Origin of the sequence: uncultured Streptococcus sp. (assembly GCF_963518475.1) — a bacterium.
GTDB lineage: Bacteria > Bacillota > Bacilli > Lactobacillales > Streptococcaceae > Streptococcus.
Window position 1 is genome coordinate 62,948 of record NZ_CAUQJA010000011.1, and the last position, 15,951, is coordinate 78,898.

The window sequence follows — 15,951 nt, forward strand, 5'->3', positions numbered from 1 at the left end:
GAGCTTTTCATTAATCTATACTTTATATGTAAAGTTAGCTACAAATAGCTCCACAAAACTAACTTATAAAACCTTACTCAAGAAGTCTTTAGTCCGTTGTTCTTGGGTTTGTTCAAAAATCTGTTCAGGTGTTCCATCTTCAACAACCACACCATCTGCCATAAAGATGACACGGTCTGCCACCTCACGAGCAAATCCCATTTCATGTGTTACGATAACCATGGTCATTCCTGACTTGGCTAAGTCTTGCATAACAGCCAACACCTCACCTACCATTTCAGGGTCCAGGGCTGAAGTTGGCTCGTCAAAGAGCAAAACATCAGGTTCCATAGCTAAACCACGCGCAATAGCAATCCGCTGTTGCTGACCACCTGACAAACTCTGTGGATAAGCAGTTGCCTTATCTGGTAAACCAACTTTTTCCAAAAGTTCCTGAGCTCTCTTCTCTGCAACTTCCTTACTTTCACCTTTGGTCTTGATAGGAGACAAGGTGATATTTTCCATCACAGTCATATTAGGAAAAAGATTAAATTGTTGAAAAACCATGCCCATCTTCTCACGCATAGCAAACAGGTCATTCTTCTTGTCCGTAATATCGACTCCCTCAAAGATAACCTTCCCATTGGTTGCTTCTTCCAACAAATTCATAGAACGAAGCAAGGTAGATTTCCCGCTTCCCGAAGGACCGATGATAACGACAACTTCTCCACGTTTAATCTCGAGGTTGATGCCCTTCAATACTTCATTCTTTCCAAATGATTTATGTAAATTTTCAATTTTTATCAAGGTTTCTGTCATTATTTCTTATCTCCTTGTCCCATACGTTTTTCAAAAGCTTTCAAAGCCACTGTCAAAATAGAAGTCATAATCAAGTAATAAAAGGCTGCAAATAAAAGTGGTGTTAAAGGTAGATAGGTTGTTGTAGAAACTGTTGTAGCTCCATTCCACAACTCCATAACACCAATAGCTGATAAAAGGGAACTATCCTTGATAATAGTGATAAATTCGTTCCCCAATGCTGGCAAAATATTTTTGATTGCTTGTGGCAAAATCACATAACGCATCGCATTTTTAGGACGAATCCCTAGCGAATAAGCCGCCTCTAGCTGACCTTTTGGAACAGCATTGATTCCGGCACGAACAGTCTCAGAAACATAAGCACCACTGTTCATAGAGATAATCAAAATCCCTGGAATCAAGCGAGAAAGATCAACACCCAAAATCCCAACCTGAATAGTCGGAGCATTGATATGCATAAGGGCAAAGGCAATCATAATCTGAACCATCATCGGTGTCCCACGGAAAATCCAAACGTACAAGTTGGCGAGCCAAACAAACGGTTTAAACTTTGAACGTTGCCCAAAAGCCAAGACAACACCCAAAATGGTTCCCAAAAAGACAACACAGATAGAAATGAGAACCGTCACAACAGCCCCATAGTTAAAATAAGGTAAATACTTAGGTAAAAAAGAAAAATTCATAGTCACACTGCTTTCTAAAATAGAATACTGTATGATTATAACATGAATTGAATTAAAATTCAAATCTTTTGTCTAATTTATTCAAAAAAACTTTAAGCTGGTAGAATTAGCGAGAAATCTTAGTTTTTTCTAGGCAAGTTTGCCTCCTTTATGGTAAAATAGTAACGATAAGAAATGAAGGAGAATCAAAATGGAATCACATTTGGTTAGAATCATCAACCGCCTTGAAGCAATGGCTAAAGACGGCGGAAATTTAAAACGTAATTTTGAACGCGAAGGAGTTGTTGTTGCAGAAGTTGCATACAGCCACGACGAAGAAAACGGCTCAATCTTTACCCTTCGTGATGTCGAAGCTCGCGAAACTTATACGTTTGACAGCATTGACTTGATTGCAATGGAGATTTACGAACTCCTTTACTAATACAAAACAAGCTGGGATTACACCCTGCATGTCTAACCAAAATCCTTTTTGTCTCACAAATAGGATTTTTTTATTCCCTAAAATCACAAAAATTTTCATTGTAACAACTTCTCAAAGCTGCAATCTTTTTACTTGCTTTACACCCCAATCCTGTTATAATGAGAGTATAGAAATTTGACTATTTTTGACCATTAAACAGGTCAGGCTAAATAAAGAAATGAGGTAGATGTATGCTTTGTCAAAACTGTAAAATCAATGACTCAACGATTCATCTTTATACCAATCTCAATGGAAAGCAAAAACAAATTGACCTCTGTCAAAACTGCTATAAGATTATCAAGACAGATCCTAACAATAGCCTCTTTAAAGGTATTACGGATCTGAACAATCGTGACTTTGATCCCTTTGGTGATTTCTTCAATGACCTAAACAATTTCAGGCCTTCTAACAATACTCCTCCGACTCCCTCAACCCAATCAGGTGGAGGTTACGGTGGAAATGGCGGTTATGGTTCCCAAAATCGTGGACCTGCTCAAACTCCTCCACCAAGCCAAGAAAAAGGCCTACTGGAAGAATTTGGTATCAACGTAACTGAAATTGCCCGTCGTGGAGATATAGATCCCGTTATTGGACGCGACGATGAGATTATCCGTGTCATCGAAATTCTCAATCGCAGAACCAAGAATAATCCTGTTCTTATCGGTGAACCAGGTGTCGGAAAAACTGCCGTTGTCGAAGGTCTAGCTCAGAAAATCGTTGATGGCGATGTTCCACATAAACTACAAGGTAAACAAGTCATCCGTCTGGATGTGGTTAGCCTAGTTCAAGGAACGGGTATCCGTGGACAATTTGAAGAACGCATGCAAAAACTCATGGAAGAAATTCGCAAACGTGAGGACATCATCCTCTTTATCGATGAAATCCATGAAATTGTTGGTGCGGGGGCTGCGGGCGATGGCAATATGGATGCAGGAAATATCCTCAAGCCAGCCCTTGCTCGTGGTGAACTGCAACTGGTCGGTGCAACTACCCTCAATGAATACCGCATCATTGAAAAAGATGCTGCCCTAGAACGCCGTATGCAACCTGTTAAGGTCGACGAACCAACAGTGGAAGAAACAATCACTATCCTCAAAGGAATTCAAAAGAAATACGAAGACTACCACCACGTTCAGTATACCGATGCTGCAATTGAAGCAGCTGCAACTCTTTCCAATCGCTACATCCAAGATCGCTTCTTACCTGACAAGGCCATAGACCTCCTAGATGAAGCTGGTTCTAAGATGAACTTGACCTTGAATTTTGTAGACCCTAAAGTCATTGATCAGCGCTTGATTGAGGCTGAAAATCTCAAATCTCAAGCTACACGAGAGGAAGATTTTGAGAAGGCCGCCTACTTCCGCGACCAGATTGCCAAGTATAAGGAAATGCAAAAGAAAAAGGTCACAGACCAGGATACTCCTATCATCAGCGAGAAAACCATTGAGCACATTATCGAGCAGAAAACCAATATCCCTGTTGGCGATTTGAAAGAGAAAGAACAATCTCAACTCATCCATCTAGCCGAAGATCTCAAGTCTCATGTTATTGGACAGGACGATGCAGTTGATAAGATAGCCAAAGCTATTCGCCGAAACCGTGTCGGTCTCGGTACGCCTAACCGTCCAATTGGAAGCTTCCTCTTCGTCGGACCAACTGGCGTCGGTAAGACAGAACTTTCCAAACAACTAGCTATCGAACTCTTTGGTTCTGCTGACAGTATGATTCGCTTCGATATGAGTGAATATATGGAAAAACACAGTGTAGCTAAGTTGGTCGGCGCCCCTCCAGGTTATGTTGGCTACGATGAGGCTGGGCAATTAACTGAAAAAGTCCGCCGTAATCCATATTCTCTTATTCTCTTGGATGAAGTAGAGAAAGCCCATCCAGATGTTATGCATATGTTCCTCCAGGTCTTGGACGATGGTCGTTTGACAGATGGGCAAGGACGTACCGTTAGCTTCAAGGATGCCATCATTATCATGACCTCAAATGCAGGTACAGGTAAGGCCGAAGCCAGCGTTGGATTTGGTGCTGCTAGAGAAGGACGTACCAATTCTGTTCTCGGTGAACTCGGTAACTTCTTTAGCCCAGAGTTTATGAACCGTTTTGATGGTATTATCGAATTTAAGGCTCTCAGCAAGGATAACCTCCTTCAGATTGTCGAGCTTATGCTAGCAGATGTTAACAAACGTCTTTCAAGTAACAACATTCATTTAGATGTAACTGACAAGGTCAAGGAAAAATTAGTTGACCTCGGTTATGATCCAAAAATGGGGGCACGCCCACTTCGTCGTACTATTCAAGACTATATTGAGGACGCAATCACTGACTACTACCTTGAAAATCCAAGCGAAAAAGACCTCAAGGCAGTTATGACCAGCAAGGGCAAGATTCAAATTAAGTCTGCCAAAAAATCTGAAGTAAAAACTTCTGAAAAAGAAGTATAAATCCTATAGAAAAGGAGTAGAAAATGAAAATTTTCTGCTCCTTTTTACAAAAATAACTATAAGTTCTTGACAGCTCGGCCTTTGTCCATTAAGATAATAATAAAGATAATAGATAATGAGGAAAATGCAATGGCAAATCCAACCTTTGGAGAAAAAAAAGAGAATGTAACCTACCAGCACCGTTATGGCGTATATGCTGTTATCCCTGATGCTGAGGGAAAACAAATTGTTCTTGTTCAAGCACCTAATGGTGCTTGGTTCCTACCAGGTGGTGAAATTGAAGCAGGTGAAAATCATCAAGAAGCACTAAAGCGTGAATTGATTGAAGAACTTGGCTTTACAGCTGAAATTGGTACCTATTACGGACAAGCTGACGAATATTTCTACTCTCGTCATCGTGACACCTACTACTACAATCCTGCCTATCTCTATGAAGCGATTTCTTTCAAAGAAGTGCAAAAGCCACTAGAAGACTTTAATCATATTGCCTGGTTCCCTATTGACGAGGCTATTGAAAACCTCAAACGTGGTAGCCATAAATGGGCTATTGAATCTTGGAAAAAACAGCATAAGATTGACTAAATCAAGCTACTTTATTTAAAAAGTGCTATAATAGAATTAGAAAATCGGAGGAAATGTTATGAAGCTTATCAATACGACAAACTCACACTCGCAACTTGTAAAAAGCCAGCTAGAAAGTACAGATGCAACCCTTGTTGAGGTTTATTCTGCAGGGAATACAGATGTTATTTTTACTCAAGCTCCGCTTCACTATGAAATCCTCATCTCAAACAAACACCGCGCTATTCGTGAACCTGAAATCGAAGCTATTCAAGAATTTTTCTTGAAACGTAAAATTGATAAGGACTCTATTGATGAGGCCAATATCAAAACCCTCTATTCAGAAAAATTAATTGGAATTTCGATTCCAACCAAATAAAAAATTGGAGAGTTTAAAAAGCTTTTTGGACCTTATAGTACAAAACGAGGTTCTAACTTGCTTTTTGGATCATCTCCAATTTTTTATCTTGAAATCTTATCATACAAGATTTTATAGATAATTAAGGAGACAAACATGGGAGATATCATATATAGAGAGGCAAGACTTGAAGAAAGCGAAAAAATTGGAAAACTATTAGCTAATTCCTTTCTTGACTATCCTTTTTTAACGATTTTAAAAGACGATTTGAAGAAACCTGACTCCTATCCTGCTTTTGTAGAAACATTGCAAATTCTGCTTACTAGAGTCTATATTAAAAAAGGAAACTGTTTAGTTGCGGAACAAGATGGAGAATTACTAGCAGTCGCCCTTTTGCAACAAAAAGATTTCTGTATACTATCCTATCTACGAAATGGTGCGACAAACATTTTTCGCTACATTCGACCACAAAATCTCCTTAAATACTTTGACTTTGTAAAACGTTCCAAAAAGCATTTAGAACAATCAGGAGAGTTTGATTGGTATTTGATGGCTTTAGCTGTTAATATAGAAAGTAAGGGACAGGGAATAGGCAGTACTTTTCTGACACAAGGGATTGAACCTTATGTCAAATCAAAAGGCTGTAAACACTTGGGTTTCATTACCAGCACAGCTAGAAATGCCTCATTCTACGAAAAAAACGATTATGTCCTACTAAACTTTATGGAGATAGAATACGGTTCAAGATCAATTGGTAACTGGGCATTTTTAAAAACAATAAATAAATAAAAAAGATTTGGTGCTGCTTATAACAGAACCAAATCTTTTTTATTATGTTAGAAACGAATCGTCTCACGTGTTTTTTCGTATGAAGTGACAAAACGGTTGGTTACACCTGGTTCTGCAACTTCCAAAGCTTGCGAAATCTTATCAAATGAAGCATGATAATCAAATTCTTTTTCAAAAATTTCTAATGATTCATTAAAGGCTTCTTGAATTCGTTCATCAAATGAGCGGTAACGGTTCGAATACTGTAGCAATTGTTCTGTCAATGTTGCATATTGAACAATATTATATGTTTCTTCTTCAAGTGCTTCCATATCATTTGTTGTAATTTCAAGCATCCGGTTCACAGCTTCGATATTGACCCGAGCTTCTTCTAGTTCAGCCATCAACTCTTCAGTATGGTTACTTGCTGTAAAGAACAACTGTAAGAAATTCTGAGGAATACCTGGAAGATTGCGTTTTTCCATATATCTCTTAATTGTGTGAAGACGATTAACATAAACATTTGCCTTCTGGCGAGCATTGATATCATCTTTTTCAATCTGAGCAAGACGTTGACTAACCGAAACTTGTTCATCTTCAATTTCCTTCAAAGTTGCTTGTAAATTTTCCAAACGATCTTCAAGCAATGAATAAGGTTCAGAATGCTCCTCTTGTTCAGAAGTTAATTCCAATACAGATTCTTCCAGAGATTCTAACTCAGCTTGTAATCTGTGTACATGACTAACATCCGTTTCAGAAAGCAGGTAGTTATTACTTAATCGTTGAATATCTTCTACTAAAACAGCATTACTATCTTTCATGTGTTTCAAATATGTAGGAAGGGTTGCAACTAAGCCTTCTACTACTTTTTGAGCAGCAATTTCTCGTGTAAAGATATCATAGAGTGCATTGATTTCTTCTTGAACTTGAGTATTTTCGTACTCAGCATTATCCAACTCTAATTGAGCAACATTTTCGTGGTTTTTCTTCAAAGCTTCATAAAGCAATTGGAAGCGAGACTCAATGTCCGTCTCAGCAAAATGATAGTTAGCGTCTAAAAGCTTACGGTAACCATCCTCCAAATCTTCCAATTGATCAGGTAACTCTTTAGATAATGTTTTTACAATTGCTGGCAGGCGATCTACTATGTGACTCAAAGCCAAGATATGATTCTCAGCATTATCCAAAATCACAGCAGCTTCTACTGGGTCACCTGAGGTATTCAAAGTAACAAACTGAGAAAACTCTGATTGGATATTTTCCAATTGTTTTTCGATTTCAGACAAACCTTGGCCATATTCTTCAGAATGATCAGCAACTCGGTGTTGTAACTCTTCAAACAAGTCCAAGGTATGAAGAACACGTCCACTATTTTTAGATTCTTGTTTCTCCAAATCTGCCAAGGCATTGCGAATTGCCGCAATATCTTCTTCAATCAAGGTAATTTGGCTCTCGATTTGGTCAATTTGATGACTAGCCTTAAAAAAACGGAATGAATTGTTATAACCTTCTGCCTCGAAAAGATTATTTTCGATATCGGCAAAAGAGTTAAGAGATAGGTCAACCCATTTTTGGTTCCATTCACGGAAAGTCACTTGACTTTGTCCAATCAAGTGCATATTTTTTACAGCTTCAACTTCATCATTAACTGGAAGATTGTACAGCTCTTCTTTTTTCTCTTCTAAAATTGCTAATTTACTTTCATTGCGTTTTCGTACGTAGATTGCGATAGCATATGAAATCAGCAATATAATTGCAATTGCAATTATAAGATATACTACTAGACTACCAGACATATTAAACTCCTTTTTTACTTGAAACAATCGTAATGATTATATCATATTTTTTAGACCAAGGGAACTACTTCTCCCGATTTTTTAGACATCAAGTGTACTATAGACGGCATTTTCTTCGATAAATTCACGACGAGGTTCTACTCGATCCCCCATCAACATATCAAAGATTTTATCTGCTTCTGCAGCATCATCTACAGAAACTCTTGCCATTAAGCGATGTTCGGGATCCATGGTTGTTTCCCACAACTGGTGATCATCCATTTCACCCAAACCTTTATAACGCTGAATGGTTGGTTTGGCACGTCCTTCACTATGGCGGGCCAAGGCTTCTTGGAGTTTAATTTCTTGATCTGCTCCTGGCTGGATATATTCTTTAATCTCGCTGCCAACCTTGACACCATAGATTGGTGGTTGGGCAATATAAACATAACCAGCTTCTAGGATTGGTTTCATATAACGATAAATCAAGGTTAAAAGAAGGGTACGAATGTGGGCTCCATCGACATCAGCATCGGTCATCAAAACGAGTTTTTGGTAACGGGCTTTTGAAACATCAAATTCTGCGCCAAATCCAGTTCCCATAGCTGTAAAAAGACTACGAATTTCTTCGTTGGCTAGAATTTTATCCATGCTAGCTTTTTCAACGTTCAAGATTTTACCACGAATTGGCAAGATAGCTTGGAACTCACGGTTACGACCAGATTTGGCTGACCCACCCGCTGAGTCTCCTTCGACAATGAAGAGTTCTGTTTCAGCAGGATTGTTAGAAGAACAATCTGCTAGTTTACCTGGAAGGTTGGAAATTTCCAAACCAGATTTTTTACGAGTGACTTCACGCGCACGCTTGGCAGCCACACGAGCCTTAGCAGCCAAGATCCCTTTTTCCACGATACGTTTAGCAATCTGTGGATTTTCCATGAGGAAATCAGAGAAAGCATCACTGAAAAGACGATTGGTAATCTTGACCACTTCGCTGTTCCCCAGTTTGGTCTTAGTTTGTCCTTCAAACTGTGGATTTGGGTGCTTAACTGAGATAACTGCAGTTAAGCCTTCACGGACATCTTCCCCTGTCAGATTGTCTTCATTGTCTTTCAGCAACTTATTCTTACGAGCATAATCGTTAATAACACGAGTCAGTGCTGTACGGAAACCTTGCTCATGCGTTCCACCTTCATGGGTGTGAATGTTATTGGCGAAACTCATGACATTCTCATGGTAACCCGTTGTATACTGCATGGCTACTTCAACGGTGATATCATCCATCTCACCGTCTGTATATATAGGTGTATCAAAGATAACATCCTTATTCTCATTGATATATTCAACGTAACTAGCAATCCCACCTTCATAATGGTAATGCTTGGTTTGTTCCAAACCTTCGCGCTTATCTGTGATGGAGATTTGAAGACCGCGATTTAGGAAGGCCAACTCTTGAATCCGTTTATTTAATTTATCAAAATCGAAGGTTGTTGTTTCCGTGAAGATTTCTGGGTCCGGTGTAAAATGAACTGTTGTTCCAGTTCTATCTGTGTCCCCAACCACCTCAAGGTCTGCGACAACATGACCACGACGGTATTCTTGATAATGAATTTTACCGTTTTTGTGGACATGAACGTCTAATTGAGTGGAAAGGGCGTTAACTACTGACGACCCCACTCCGTGAAGACCACCTGAGACCTTATATCCGCCACCGCCAAACTTTCCTCCAGCGTGCAGAACAGTAAAGACAGTTTCCACGGCAGGTCGGCCTGTTTTTTCCTGAATATCGACTGGGATACCACGCCCATCATCGACAACAGTAATCGAATTATCTGGTTCAATAAAGACTTGAATATGGCTGGCAAATCCTGCCAAAGCCTCGTCAATTGAGTTATCAACAATTTCCCAGACTAGATGGTGAAGACCTTCTTTTGAGGTTGACCCGATATACATTCCTGGACGCATACGAACAGCCTCTAAGCCTTCTAAAACTTGAATTTGACTGGCATCATAATCCTGTGCCTGCAGATTTTTGATTTCTTCTGTCATCTTATTCCTTTTTCTTACATGTCTAATACTTGTCTTAAATTCACGATACTGGTAAACAAGTGGGTATCCAGTCCAGCAGCTTGCCCTGCTTCAATATCAATCGGTCGGTCACCAATGACAAGACCAGAGTTGATCTGATATTTTTCTCTTAAATAAATCATGGACTCAGGATTTGGCTTTCTCTTAAAACCTGAGTTAGAAGTCACTACTTCTGTAAAATAGGTTGCTATAGAGGTTTTTTCTAAAATTTCCAAGACCTGATCATTTCGGTGAGAAACCAAGAAATGACGCCCACCTTGATTTGAAATGTCTTCCAATAAGTCAGAAACTCCTTCAAATAAAATCGGGTGTTCAAGCTCTCTGGCTTCATTTTCCTTGTATTTTTCTAAAAAATGCTCTAAGTTGGGAGCGAATGTCTCAATCGCAAAATCAGTAGAAACCTTTAAAGCCTGATAAACACTGTCATGGTCTTGTGTGATGCCATACAATACCAATGTTTCAACAAATGCAGCTGTTGAAGTTTCGTAATTATCCAGTAAAGTTCCACCTAAATCCCAGATGTAATCGTGATATTTCATAGCTTTCATTATACCATTTTTTCGTTAAAAAAGCGATGATTTCCCAGATTTTTCCAAGTAAAAAAACGAGAGTTTTACTCCCGTTTTACTGATTGTTACCAAAGACATCTCGATAGAGCATTCCTGTTCGTAAACTCTCTGCGTCTCCTCCTAATTGCTCCACCAGCTCGTATGCAAAGGCAAGGGCTGTTGAGGGGCCTCGACTGGTTGTCAAATGACCATCTACCACTACTGTTTCCTTGACGTAGTGACCATCAAGGATTTGCTCTTGAACGCCGTCATAACAAGTGTACTGCTTGTTTTTCAATAGCCCTGCTTGATTGAGGGCAATTGGCGCAGCACAAATAGCTGCCAGTTTCTTCCCCTCTTGCTCGAAGCTTTGCAACTCTTGAATCAAGGCCTGATTGTCCCGTAAATGTGCAGAACCAGGCATCCCTCCAGGAAGAACAATCATATCATAATCTGATAAATCTCCATCAAAGACACGATCTGCTCTTACTTGGATTGCATGCGAACCCGTCACTTGCTCTTCAAATCCTACCATATCACAAATGATATTTGCCCGACGCAAGACATCTACAACTGTCAAAGCTTCAATTTCTTCAAAGCCCTGAGCTAACATGACTGCTACTTTAACCATGATTTTCTCCTTATTTGATTTGTTTTAATACAACCTTTTTCCGTTTGAATGGAACTTTTCCGCTCTTTTCTTCAGCTAGATTAGTCTGGTAACTCATAGATAAAAGCAAGCCAATACCAATCAAGTTACTGATAATAGCCGATCCTCCTTGCGAAATAAAAGGCAAGGGAATCCCAGTCAAAGGAAGCAAACCTGTCACGGCACCGATATTCTCAAAGATATGGAAGAGCAACATCATAATCAAACCTGTGGAAATATAGGTGTAGAACTGGTTATTTGATCTAAGAGTAATCTTCAACATACGGTAAATCAGCATGAGATAAAGGGCGATAACAAGGACAGAGCCAATAAAGCCAAAATCTTCTGCAATGACCGTAAAAATCATATCAGACTCACGAACTGGAATAAGCAGATTCGAAGCATTAAACCCCTGACCAAATAAGCCACCGCTCCCAATGGCAATTTGTCCTTGAGCCTGTTGGTAAGTAGTTGTTTGGGCAAAGTCAAATGGATTAAGCCAAGCCAAGATACGATTGATTTGGTAGGTCGGCATCCCCAGTTGATGGAGAAAAGCACGACCATCCTTGCTGATAAAAATAGCTAAGAAACCAGCAATTCCTGTTACAGCAGTCACAAATACTGGGATAATTATTTTCCAAGAAACTCCTGATAGCAAGACGATTCCTGAGAAAATGGCTACAAAAACCAAAGCCGTCCCTAAGTCACTTTGAAGTGCCAAAAGAACTAGTACTGGAATGGTAAAGAGAATCATCCAAAAAATTAACAAAAAGTCCAGTGGAACTGTGCGTCTCCATTCCTTATGTTTTTTTGTAAATTGGACAATCACACGAGCCAACATAAGGATATAGGATATCTTCATAAATTCTGACGGTTGGAACAAGGTGATGCCATTTACTGAAATCCAGTTTTTAGCACCCGTGGATGCAACTAAGCTTGGATTATAAAAGACGATAGGTAAAACCATAAGTCCCAAGCCTAAAATATATAGAAAGGGTGTCACCTTCCAAAGAAATTCAGTATTAAAGAGCATGACCACAAAACCAATCACAAGCCCCAAGGCAATCCAAGCGACCTGCTGCCCTAAAATGGGCAAAATATTATTTGGATAATCATGACTAACGGCTATATAAATAGCCACCACGCCAATAACCAGTAGAAAAAACACTGGCAAGAGCAAACTATAATCGACTCTAGAGTCGAGAGAACGTTTCATATATACTAACCTTATACTTTCATACAATACTATTTATCAAAGTTCATTTAAAAATTTATCAATAGCCTCATCAACTTCGGATTGAGAGACGGTTTTAACAGTCGCTTCTTTTGCTAGAGAAGTTACAATTTGTTTGCCATATCGCTTTCCGACAATTCTCCTATCCAAAATAAGAGTTAAGGAACGTTGGTGTTCGCGTCTCATACTTCTTCCTAAAGCCTGCTTTAAACGAATAATGGCCATTGGCAATTGATAATCATAAAAGGCATTTTCCCCTTCTTGATTCAGTTCCTGATTAATCTTTTTCGTCAAGGGCTCTTGAGGATTTTGAAAAGGAAGTCTTGGTACAACTTGAATCACAAAAGGATGACTTGAAAAATCAACTCCCTCCCAGAAACTTGCTGCACCAAGCAGGATTTGTTGTTCACCTTTTTCAAAGCGTTTCTTCAGTTGATGAACATCCCCATTTTTATACTGGGCCAGATGGCTAACTGGAAGTAAATCCGATACTGCTAGAAGCATGTCTTTAGCAGTAAAGAGAACTAAAATCGGTTGTTGGAAAGCTTGAACATCCATCAGCAAATCAGCTACCTCTTTGGCGTAGACTTCTAAGGAGGTTTCTGTTACCAAGGGGAAATCTTTGACCAAGATCACTTCTTGATCCTGTTTTCCCCGAGCCTCAATCTTGACAAATTTGGCTTCAGGATATCCTAAAAGATTTGCCAAAGAAACCCTCTGACTAATCTCAAGAGTAGCCGACACTCCCAAGACTTGACATGAATTAGGTACTAAAGAAGATAGGAGAATACGGCCTGATTTTGTAGAAGAAATCTGAATTTTCTTTTGACTCGTTTCAATTGCTTCAAGCCAGTAATCTCGGTCAGCTGTAAAATAGCGAACCAGCTCCTCAAAGCCTTCTACTTCTAATTCTGAAAAATACTGGTGGAGATTGGCAAGAGAATCTAAGATATTTTTCCTAGATTTTCCAGACTGAAATTGTTCTATCAAGTAGAAGCACTCAAAGCGAATACTTTCTAGTATTCGTTGCTGAACCTTATTTTGCTCCTCCAGTAAAGCCTTATCAAGCAAATCGATAATAGACTGGATATCGTAGGTCTCTTGAAGCAGATTTTCTAGAGCTAACAAAATCTTTTGAACTTCATCAATAATCAATAAACGGTCACTGACAAATTCAGGATTATCTTCCAGTCTAGTTACAAGATAGGCATGATTGGTCACTAAAAGCTTGCAGGTTTGCGCCTTTTCTTGACTACGTTTCCAAAAATCTTCCGTCACAAATAAGCTTTGAGATGATAAATTTCCGTCATGACGAAGGTCTGTCAGAAAATGTTGGTAACGGTAGAGTTGTCCAATTTCATCCAAATCTCCTGTCACTGTCTCTGTCAACCAAACCAAGACTTGCATTTTAAAGCGTCTAAATAAGCGATTTTCATCATTTTCCTGCAAGGAACGATAAAAGGAATCCAGCTTCAGATAATTGTGTGGTCCCTTTAAAGAATGAATATCTGTATGGAATACTTCCTTGAGACGTTTACCTTCTTCTTCCATAATTTGATTTTGAAGAATCTTTGTCGGAACACTAAGGACAATCTGACGATTTTCCACTTGAGACAAAGCAGGTAAGAGATAGCCATAGGTTTTCCCAATCCCTGTCGGCGCTTGAATTAATGAGACAGGCTCATCTTTCAATAGCAAGCCAACCTCTCTAGCAAAACTTTCTTGTTCCTCCCTCACTTCAAGGTTCAACAGAGAAATATTTTTAGTAAAATCTTGGGATAGTTTTCGTGGCTCCAGGGGAGCTCCGGTTTTCTTGAAATACAGTCCTTGAACTTCGACCAAGTCTGGAAAACTCAGGATAGATTGGCTACGATAAATTTCTTCAATAACCAGGTAGGACTCATATAAGAGAGCGTCAGCCATTTCCAGCAAGCGTTCCAAGAGTCCTTTAGGAAGTTGGGCCATCTTTTCTCGTAAAAAAAGAAGTAATTCCGCAGTAGCTTGGGCATCTGAAAGGGCTGTGTGGGCGTGTTTTAGAGGAATTCCTAATTCTCGACACAATATCGGCAAGCTATATTTTTCCAGTTCAGGGAAAAAAACCTGGGCCAATTCGACCGTGTCAACACGAGGATTTCTTAGTTCATAGCCTTCAAAAAATAAATTTTCCGCCAAAAGATTGGCATCAAACTGAACATTATGGGCTACAAAAATCCCATCCTCCACCAAGTCAAAGATTTTTCTAGCAACTTGCGAAAAATCAGGTGCTTGCGCCAGACGTTGGTCTGTCAATCCTGTCAGTTCTTTGATATGAGCATCTAAGGGTTCATGTGGATTGACATCCGTCGTATAGTGATCGACGATGTTTCCATCCTCAATCACAACAATTCCCACTTGGATAATTTTAGCCTTACTACCTGTGCTAGTTGCCTCTAAATCCACCACAACATAGCGATTACCAATCGTTTTCATTATAAAAAATTATACCAAAAAAAGGGCCATTTGGCACCTGCAAACATGGGATAATTTTCAAACTCAAGAAGGTTACTTGTATTAAAAATCCCAGCAAACAGAGCATCCTAGCCTATTAATTCTTTGAAAATATTGGAGAATAAGAAAAAATTGAGAGAAGAACTGTTTGCATCTTCCCTCTCTCAACGAATCATTTACTTTATTTAACCATATCAGGATCGTAATCATAGAATCCTGTATCAAGGAAACGGTTTTTAGGGTGTAACTTGCGTACTTCCTCATCCAGCAAGAAAGCTTGGTCATGGCTAAAGTTGCCCTCTTGGATCAAGCTACGCGCTTGGATAAAGAGTTTTGCAATCTCAATAAAGTTCTGACCTGGAGTGTAGAGCCCTTCTAGTTTCCAGTGAGTGAAACCATGCTCCACCAATTCTGTCAATTTGGTCATCAAATCAAGGTCATTGTTGGCAAAAATGTGGGTACCATGATTATCTTCAAAAATGGAATAGTGACTCTCTGGGTCACTTGGCTCAGCCAAGAAGAGGTCACGCTTGCGCGTCTTTTCATCATCGATGTGCGTAAAGTTATAGTAATTTTGCAAAAGCGGACGTTTAGAATGATGAATAACACTAGCACCATACACCAACACTTCAGCAGGAATTTCCAAAATCTCTGGCATTTTGAAAAGTTCAGCTGATGGAATTTCACGCGCCAAAACAGCCTCAGATGCGCCAGCCTTTTGTCCCCAGAAGTTAATCTGACGACTGCTTGTTACCATGGTTGAAGCATCGTAGATGGTCTTAAATGAATAACCATCGCGATTGACTACGTAAAAGACACCTGCATCCCCAATCGTAATGTAGTCTGTCTTGATTTCTTCCAAGAAATCGAGGAAGGGCTTGATACGATCCATCATATCTTGGTGCATGAGGGCATTGACTGCAACGATCAATTCCTTACCAGTATCATGAACCAAATTAGCGATTTCACGCAATTCGTCATAACTAAAGGTCGTTGGCAGACGAAGGCCAAAATCTTTCTCACCGACATAGATCCGGTCTACGCCAACTTCGAGCAGTTGTTTAACTTGTTCAATACTTTCAGCAGTTGCTG

14 protein-coding genes are annotated in these 15,951 nt (G+C 39.5%); 5 read left to right on the forward strand and 9 right to left on the reverse strand.

The window, feature by feature from the left end; genetic code table 11:
* Positions 1-63: 63 nt before the first annotated feature.
* Together RYK12_RS05985 and RYK12_RS05990 are read right to left on the reverse strand one after the other, a co-directional pair.
* On the reverse strand, positions 64-798 hold the full coding sequence (locus tag RYK12_RS05985) for an amino acid ABC transporter ATP-binding protein (RefSeq protein ID WP_084929995.1): 735 nt from the start codon (positions 796-798) through the stop codon (positions 64-66).
* The gene (locus RYK12_RS05990; protein ID WP_033686685.1) at positions 798-1,481 is read right to left on the reverse strand and encodes an amino acid ABC transporter permease; all 684 of its coding nucleotides are present in this window, start codon (positions 1,479-1,481) and stop codon (positions 798-800) included. The genes RYK12_RS05985 and RYK12_RS05990 overlap by 1 nt, the downstream gene beginning before the upstream one ends.
* A gap of 190 nt (positions 1,482-1,671) precedes the next feature.
* Here RYK12_RS05990 and RYK12_RS05995 point away from each other — a divergent pair, with 190 nt between their 5' ends.
* The 5 genes from RYK12_RS05995 (at position 1,672) to RYK12_RS06015 (ending at position 6,099) form a co-directional block, all read left to right on the forward strand.
* Entirely contained in the window at positions 1,672-1,902 is a 231-nt protein-coding gene (locus RYK12_RS05995) for a DUF1797 family protein (RefSeq protein ID WP_000443570.1), read from the forward strand.
* 230 nt (positions 1,903-2,132) lie between these two features.
* Complete coding sequence (locus RYK12_RS06000; protein WP_314847714.1) at positions 2,133-4,391, forward strand: ATP-dependent Clp protease ATP-binding subunit; 2,259 nt, start codon at positions 2,133-2,135, stop codon at positions 4,389-4,391.
* A gap of 129 nt (positions 4,392-4,520) precedes the next feature.
* Positions 4,521-4,973 carry an NUDIX hydrolase gene (locus tag RYK12_RS06005; protein ID WP_314847716.1) on the forward strand — a complete coding sequence of 151 codons (453 nt, stop codon included), beginning with the start codon at positions 4,521-4,523 and terminating at the stop codon, positions 4,971-4,973.
* A 58-nt stretch (positions 4,974-5,031) separates the two neighbouring features.
* A complete protein-coding gene (locus RYK12_RS06010) occupies positions 5,032-5,331 on the forward strand; it encodes a DUF1827 family protein (RefSeq protein ID WP_000767189.1) in 300 nt (99 codons plus the stop codon).
* Positions 5,332-5,466: 135 nt separating this feature from the next.
* The gene (locus RYK12_RS06015) at positions 5,467-6,099 is read left to right on the forward strand and encodes a GNAT family N-acetyltransferase (RefSeq protein WP_314847718.1); all 633 of its coding nucleotides are present in this window, start codon (positions 5,467-5,469) and stop codon (positions 6,097-6,099) included.
* Between the two features lie 47 nt (positions 6,100-6,146).
* Here RYK12_RS06015 and ezrA read toward each other — a convergent pair whose 3' ends face one another.
* The 7 genes from ezrA to RYK12_RS06050 all read right to left on the reverse strand — a co-directional run.
* On the reverse strand, positions 6,147-7,874 hold the full coding sequence (gene ezrA / locus RYK12_RS06020) for a septation ring formation regulator EzrA (RefSeq protein WP_314847721.1): 1,728 nt from the start codon (positions 7,872-7,874) through the stop codon (positions 6,147-6,149).
* 81 nt (positions 7,875-7,955) lie between these two features.
* Entirely contained in the window at positions 7,956-9,902 is a 1,947-nt protein-coding gene (gyrB, locus tag RYK12_RS06025) for a DNA topoisomerase (ATP-hydrolyzing) subunit B (protein ID WP_060628525.1), read from the reverse strand.
* A gap of 14 nt (positions 9,903-9,916) precedes the next feature.
* Positions 9,917-10,480 carry an HAD family hydrolase gene (locus RYK12_RS06030; protein ID WP_314847726.1) on the reverse strand — a complete coding sequence of 188 codons (564 nt, stop codon included), beginning with the start codon at positions 10,478-10,480 and terminating at the stop codon, positions 9,917-9,919.
* A gap of 85 nt (positions 10,481-10,565) precedes the next feature.
* Positions 10,566-11,120 (reverse strand): DJ-1 family glyoxalase III, encoded by a 555-nt coding sequence (locus tag RYK12_RS06035; protein ID WP_314847728.1) that lies wholly within the window; start codon positions 11,118-11,120, stop codon positions 10,566-10,568.
* 10 nt (positions 11,121-11,130) lie between these two features.
* On the reverse strand, positions 11,131-12,354 hold the full coding sequence (locus RYK12_RS06040; RefSeq protein ID WP_000830662.1) for an FtsW/RodA/SpoVE family cell cycle protein: 1,224 nt from the start codon (positions 12,352-12,354) through the stop codon (positions 11,131-11,133).
* Positions 12,355-12,390: 36 nt separating this feature from the next.
* Complete coding sequence (locus RYK12_RS06045) at positions 12,391-14,841, reverse strand: bifunctional DnaQ family exonuclease/ATP-dependent helicase (protein ID WP_314847730.1); 2,451 nt, start codon at positions 14,839-14,841, stop codon at positions 12,391-12,393.
* A gap of 199 nt (positions 14,842-15,040) precedes the next feature.
* A partial coding sequence (locus tag RYK12_RS06050) for a peptidase U32 family protein (protein ID WP_314847731.1) occupies positions 15,041-15,951 on the reverse strand: 911 nt, incomplete at its 5' end.

What these genes read in the sequence shown, in the direction of transcription:
- RYK12_RS06005 (WP_314847716.1), top strand. Translation starts at nt 4,521, where the DNA reads ATGGCAAATCCAACCTTTGGAGAAAAAAAAGAGAATGTAACCTACCAG.
- RYK12_RS05985 (WP_084929995.1), bottom strand. Translation starts at nt 798, where the DNA reads ATGACAGAAACCTTGATAAAAATTGAAAATTTACATAAATCATTTGGA.
- RYK12_RS05995 (WP_000443570.1), top strand. Translation starts at nt 1,672, where the DNA reads ATGGAATCACATTTGGTTAGAATCATCAACCGCCTTGAAGCAATGGCT.
- RYK12_RS05990 (WP_033686685.1), bottom strand. Translation starts at nt 1,481, where the DNA reads ATGAATTTTTCTTTTTTACCTAAGTATTTACCTTATTTTAACTATGGG.
- RYK12_RS06015 (WP_314847718.1), top strand. Translation starts at nt 5,467, where the DNA reads ATGGGAGATATCATATATAGAGAGGCAAGACTTGAAGAAAGCGAAAAA.
- RYK12_RS06010 (WP_000767189.1), top strand. Translation starts at nt 5,032, where the DNA reads ATGAAGCTTATCAATACGACAAACTCACACTCGCAACTTGTAAAAAGC.
- RYK12_RS06040 (WP_000830662.1), bottom strand. Translation starts at nt 12,354, where the DNA reads ATGAAACGTTCTCTCGACTCTAGAGTCGATTATAGTTTGCTCTTGCCA.
- ezrA (WP_314847721.1), bottom strand. Translation starts at nt 7,874, where the DNA reads ATGTCTGGTAGTCTAGTAGTATATCTTATAATTGCAATTGCAATTATA.
- RYK12_RS06045 (WP_314847730.1), bottom strand. Translation starts at nt 14,841, where the DNA reads ATGAAAACGATTGGTAATCGCTATGTTGTGGTGGATTTAGAGGCAACT.
- gyrB (WP_060628525.1), bottom strand. Translation starts at nt 9,902, where the DNA reads ATGACAGAAGAAATCAAAAATCTGCAGGCACAGGATTATGATGCCAGT.
- RYK12_RS06030 (WP_314847726.1), bottom strand. Translation starts at nt 10,480, where the DNA reads ATGAAATATCACGATTACATCTGGGATTTAGGTGGAACTTTACTGGAT.
- RYK12_RS06000 (WP_314847714.1), top strand. Translation starts at nt 2,133, where the DNA reads ATGCTTTGTCAAAACTGTAAAATCAATGACTCAACGATTCATCTTTAT.
- RYK12_RS06035 (WP_314847728.1), bottom strand. Translation starts at nt 11,120, where the DNA reads ATGGTTAAAGTAGCAGTCATGTTAGCTCAGGGCTTTGAAGAAATTGAA.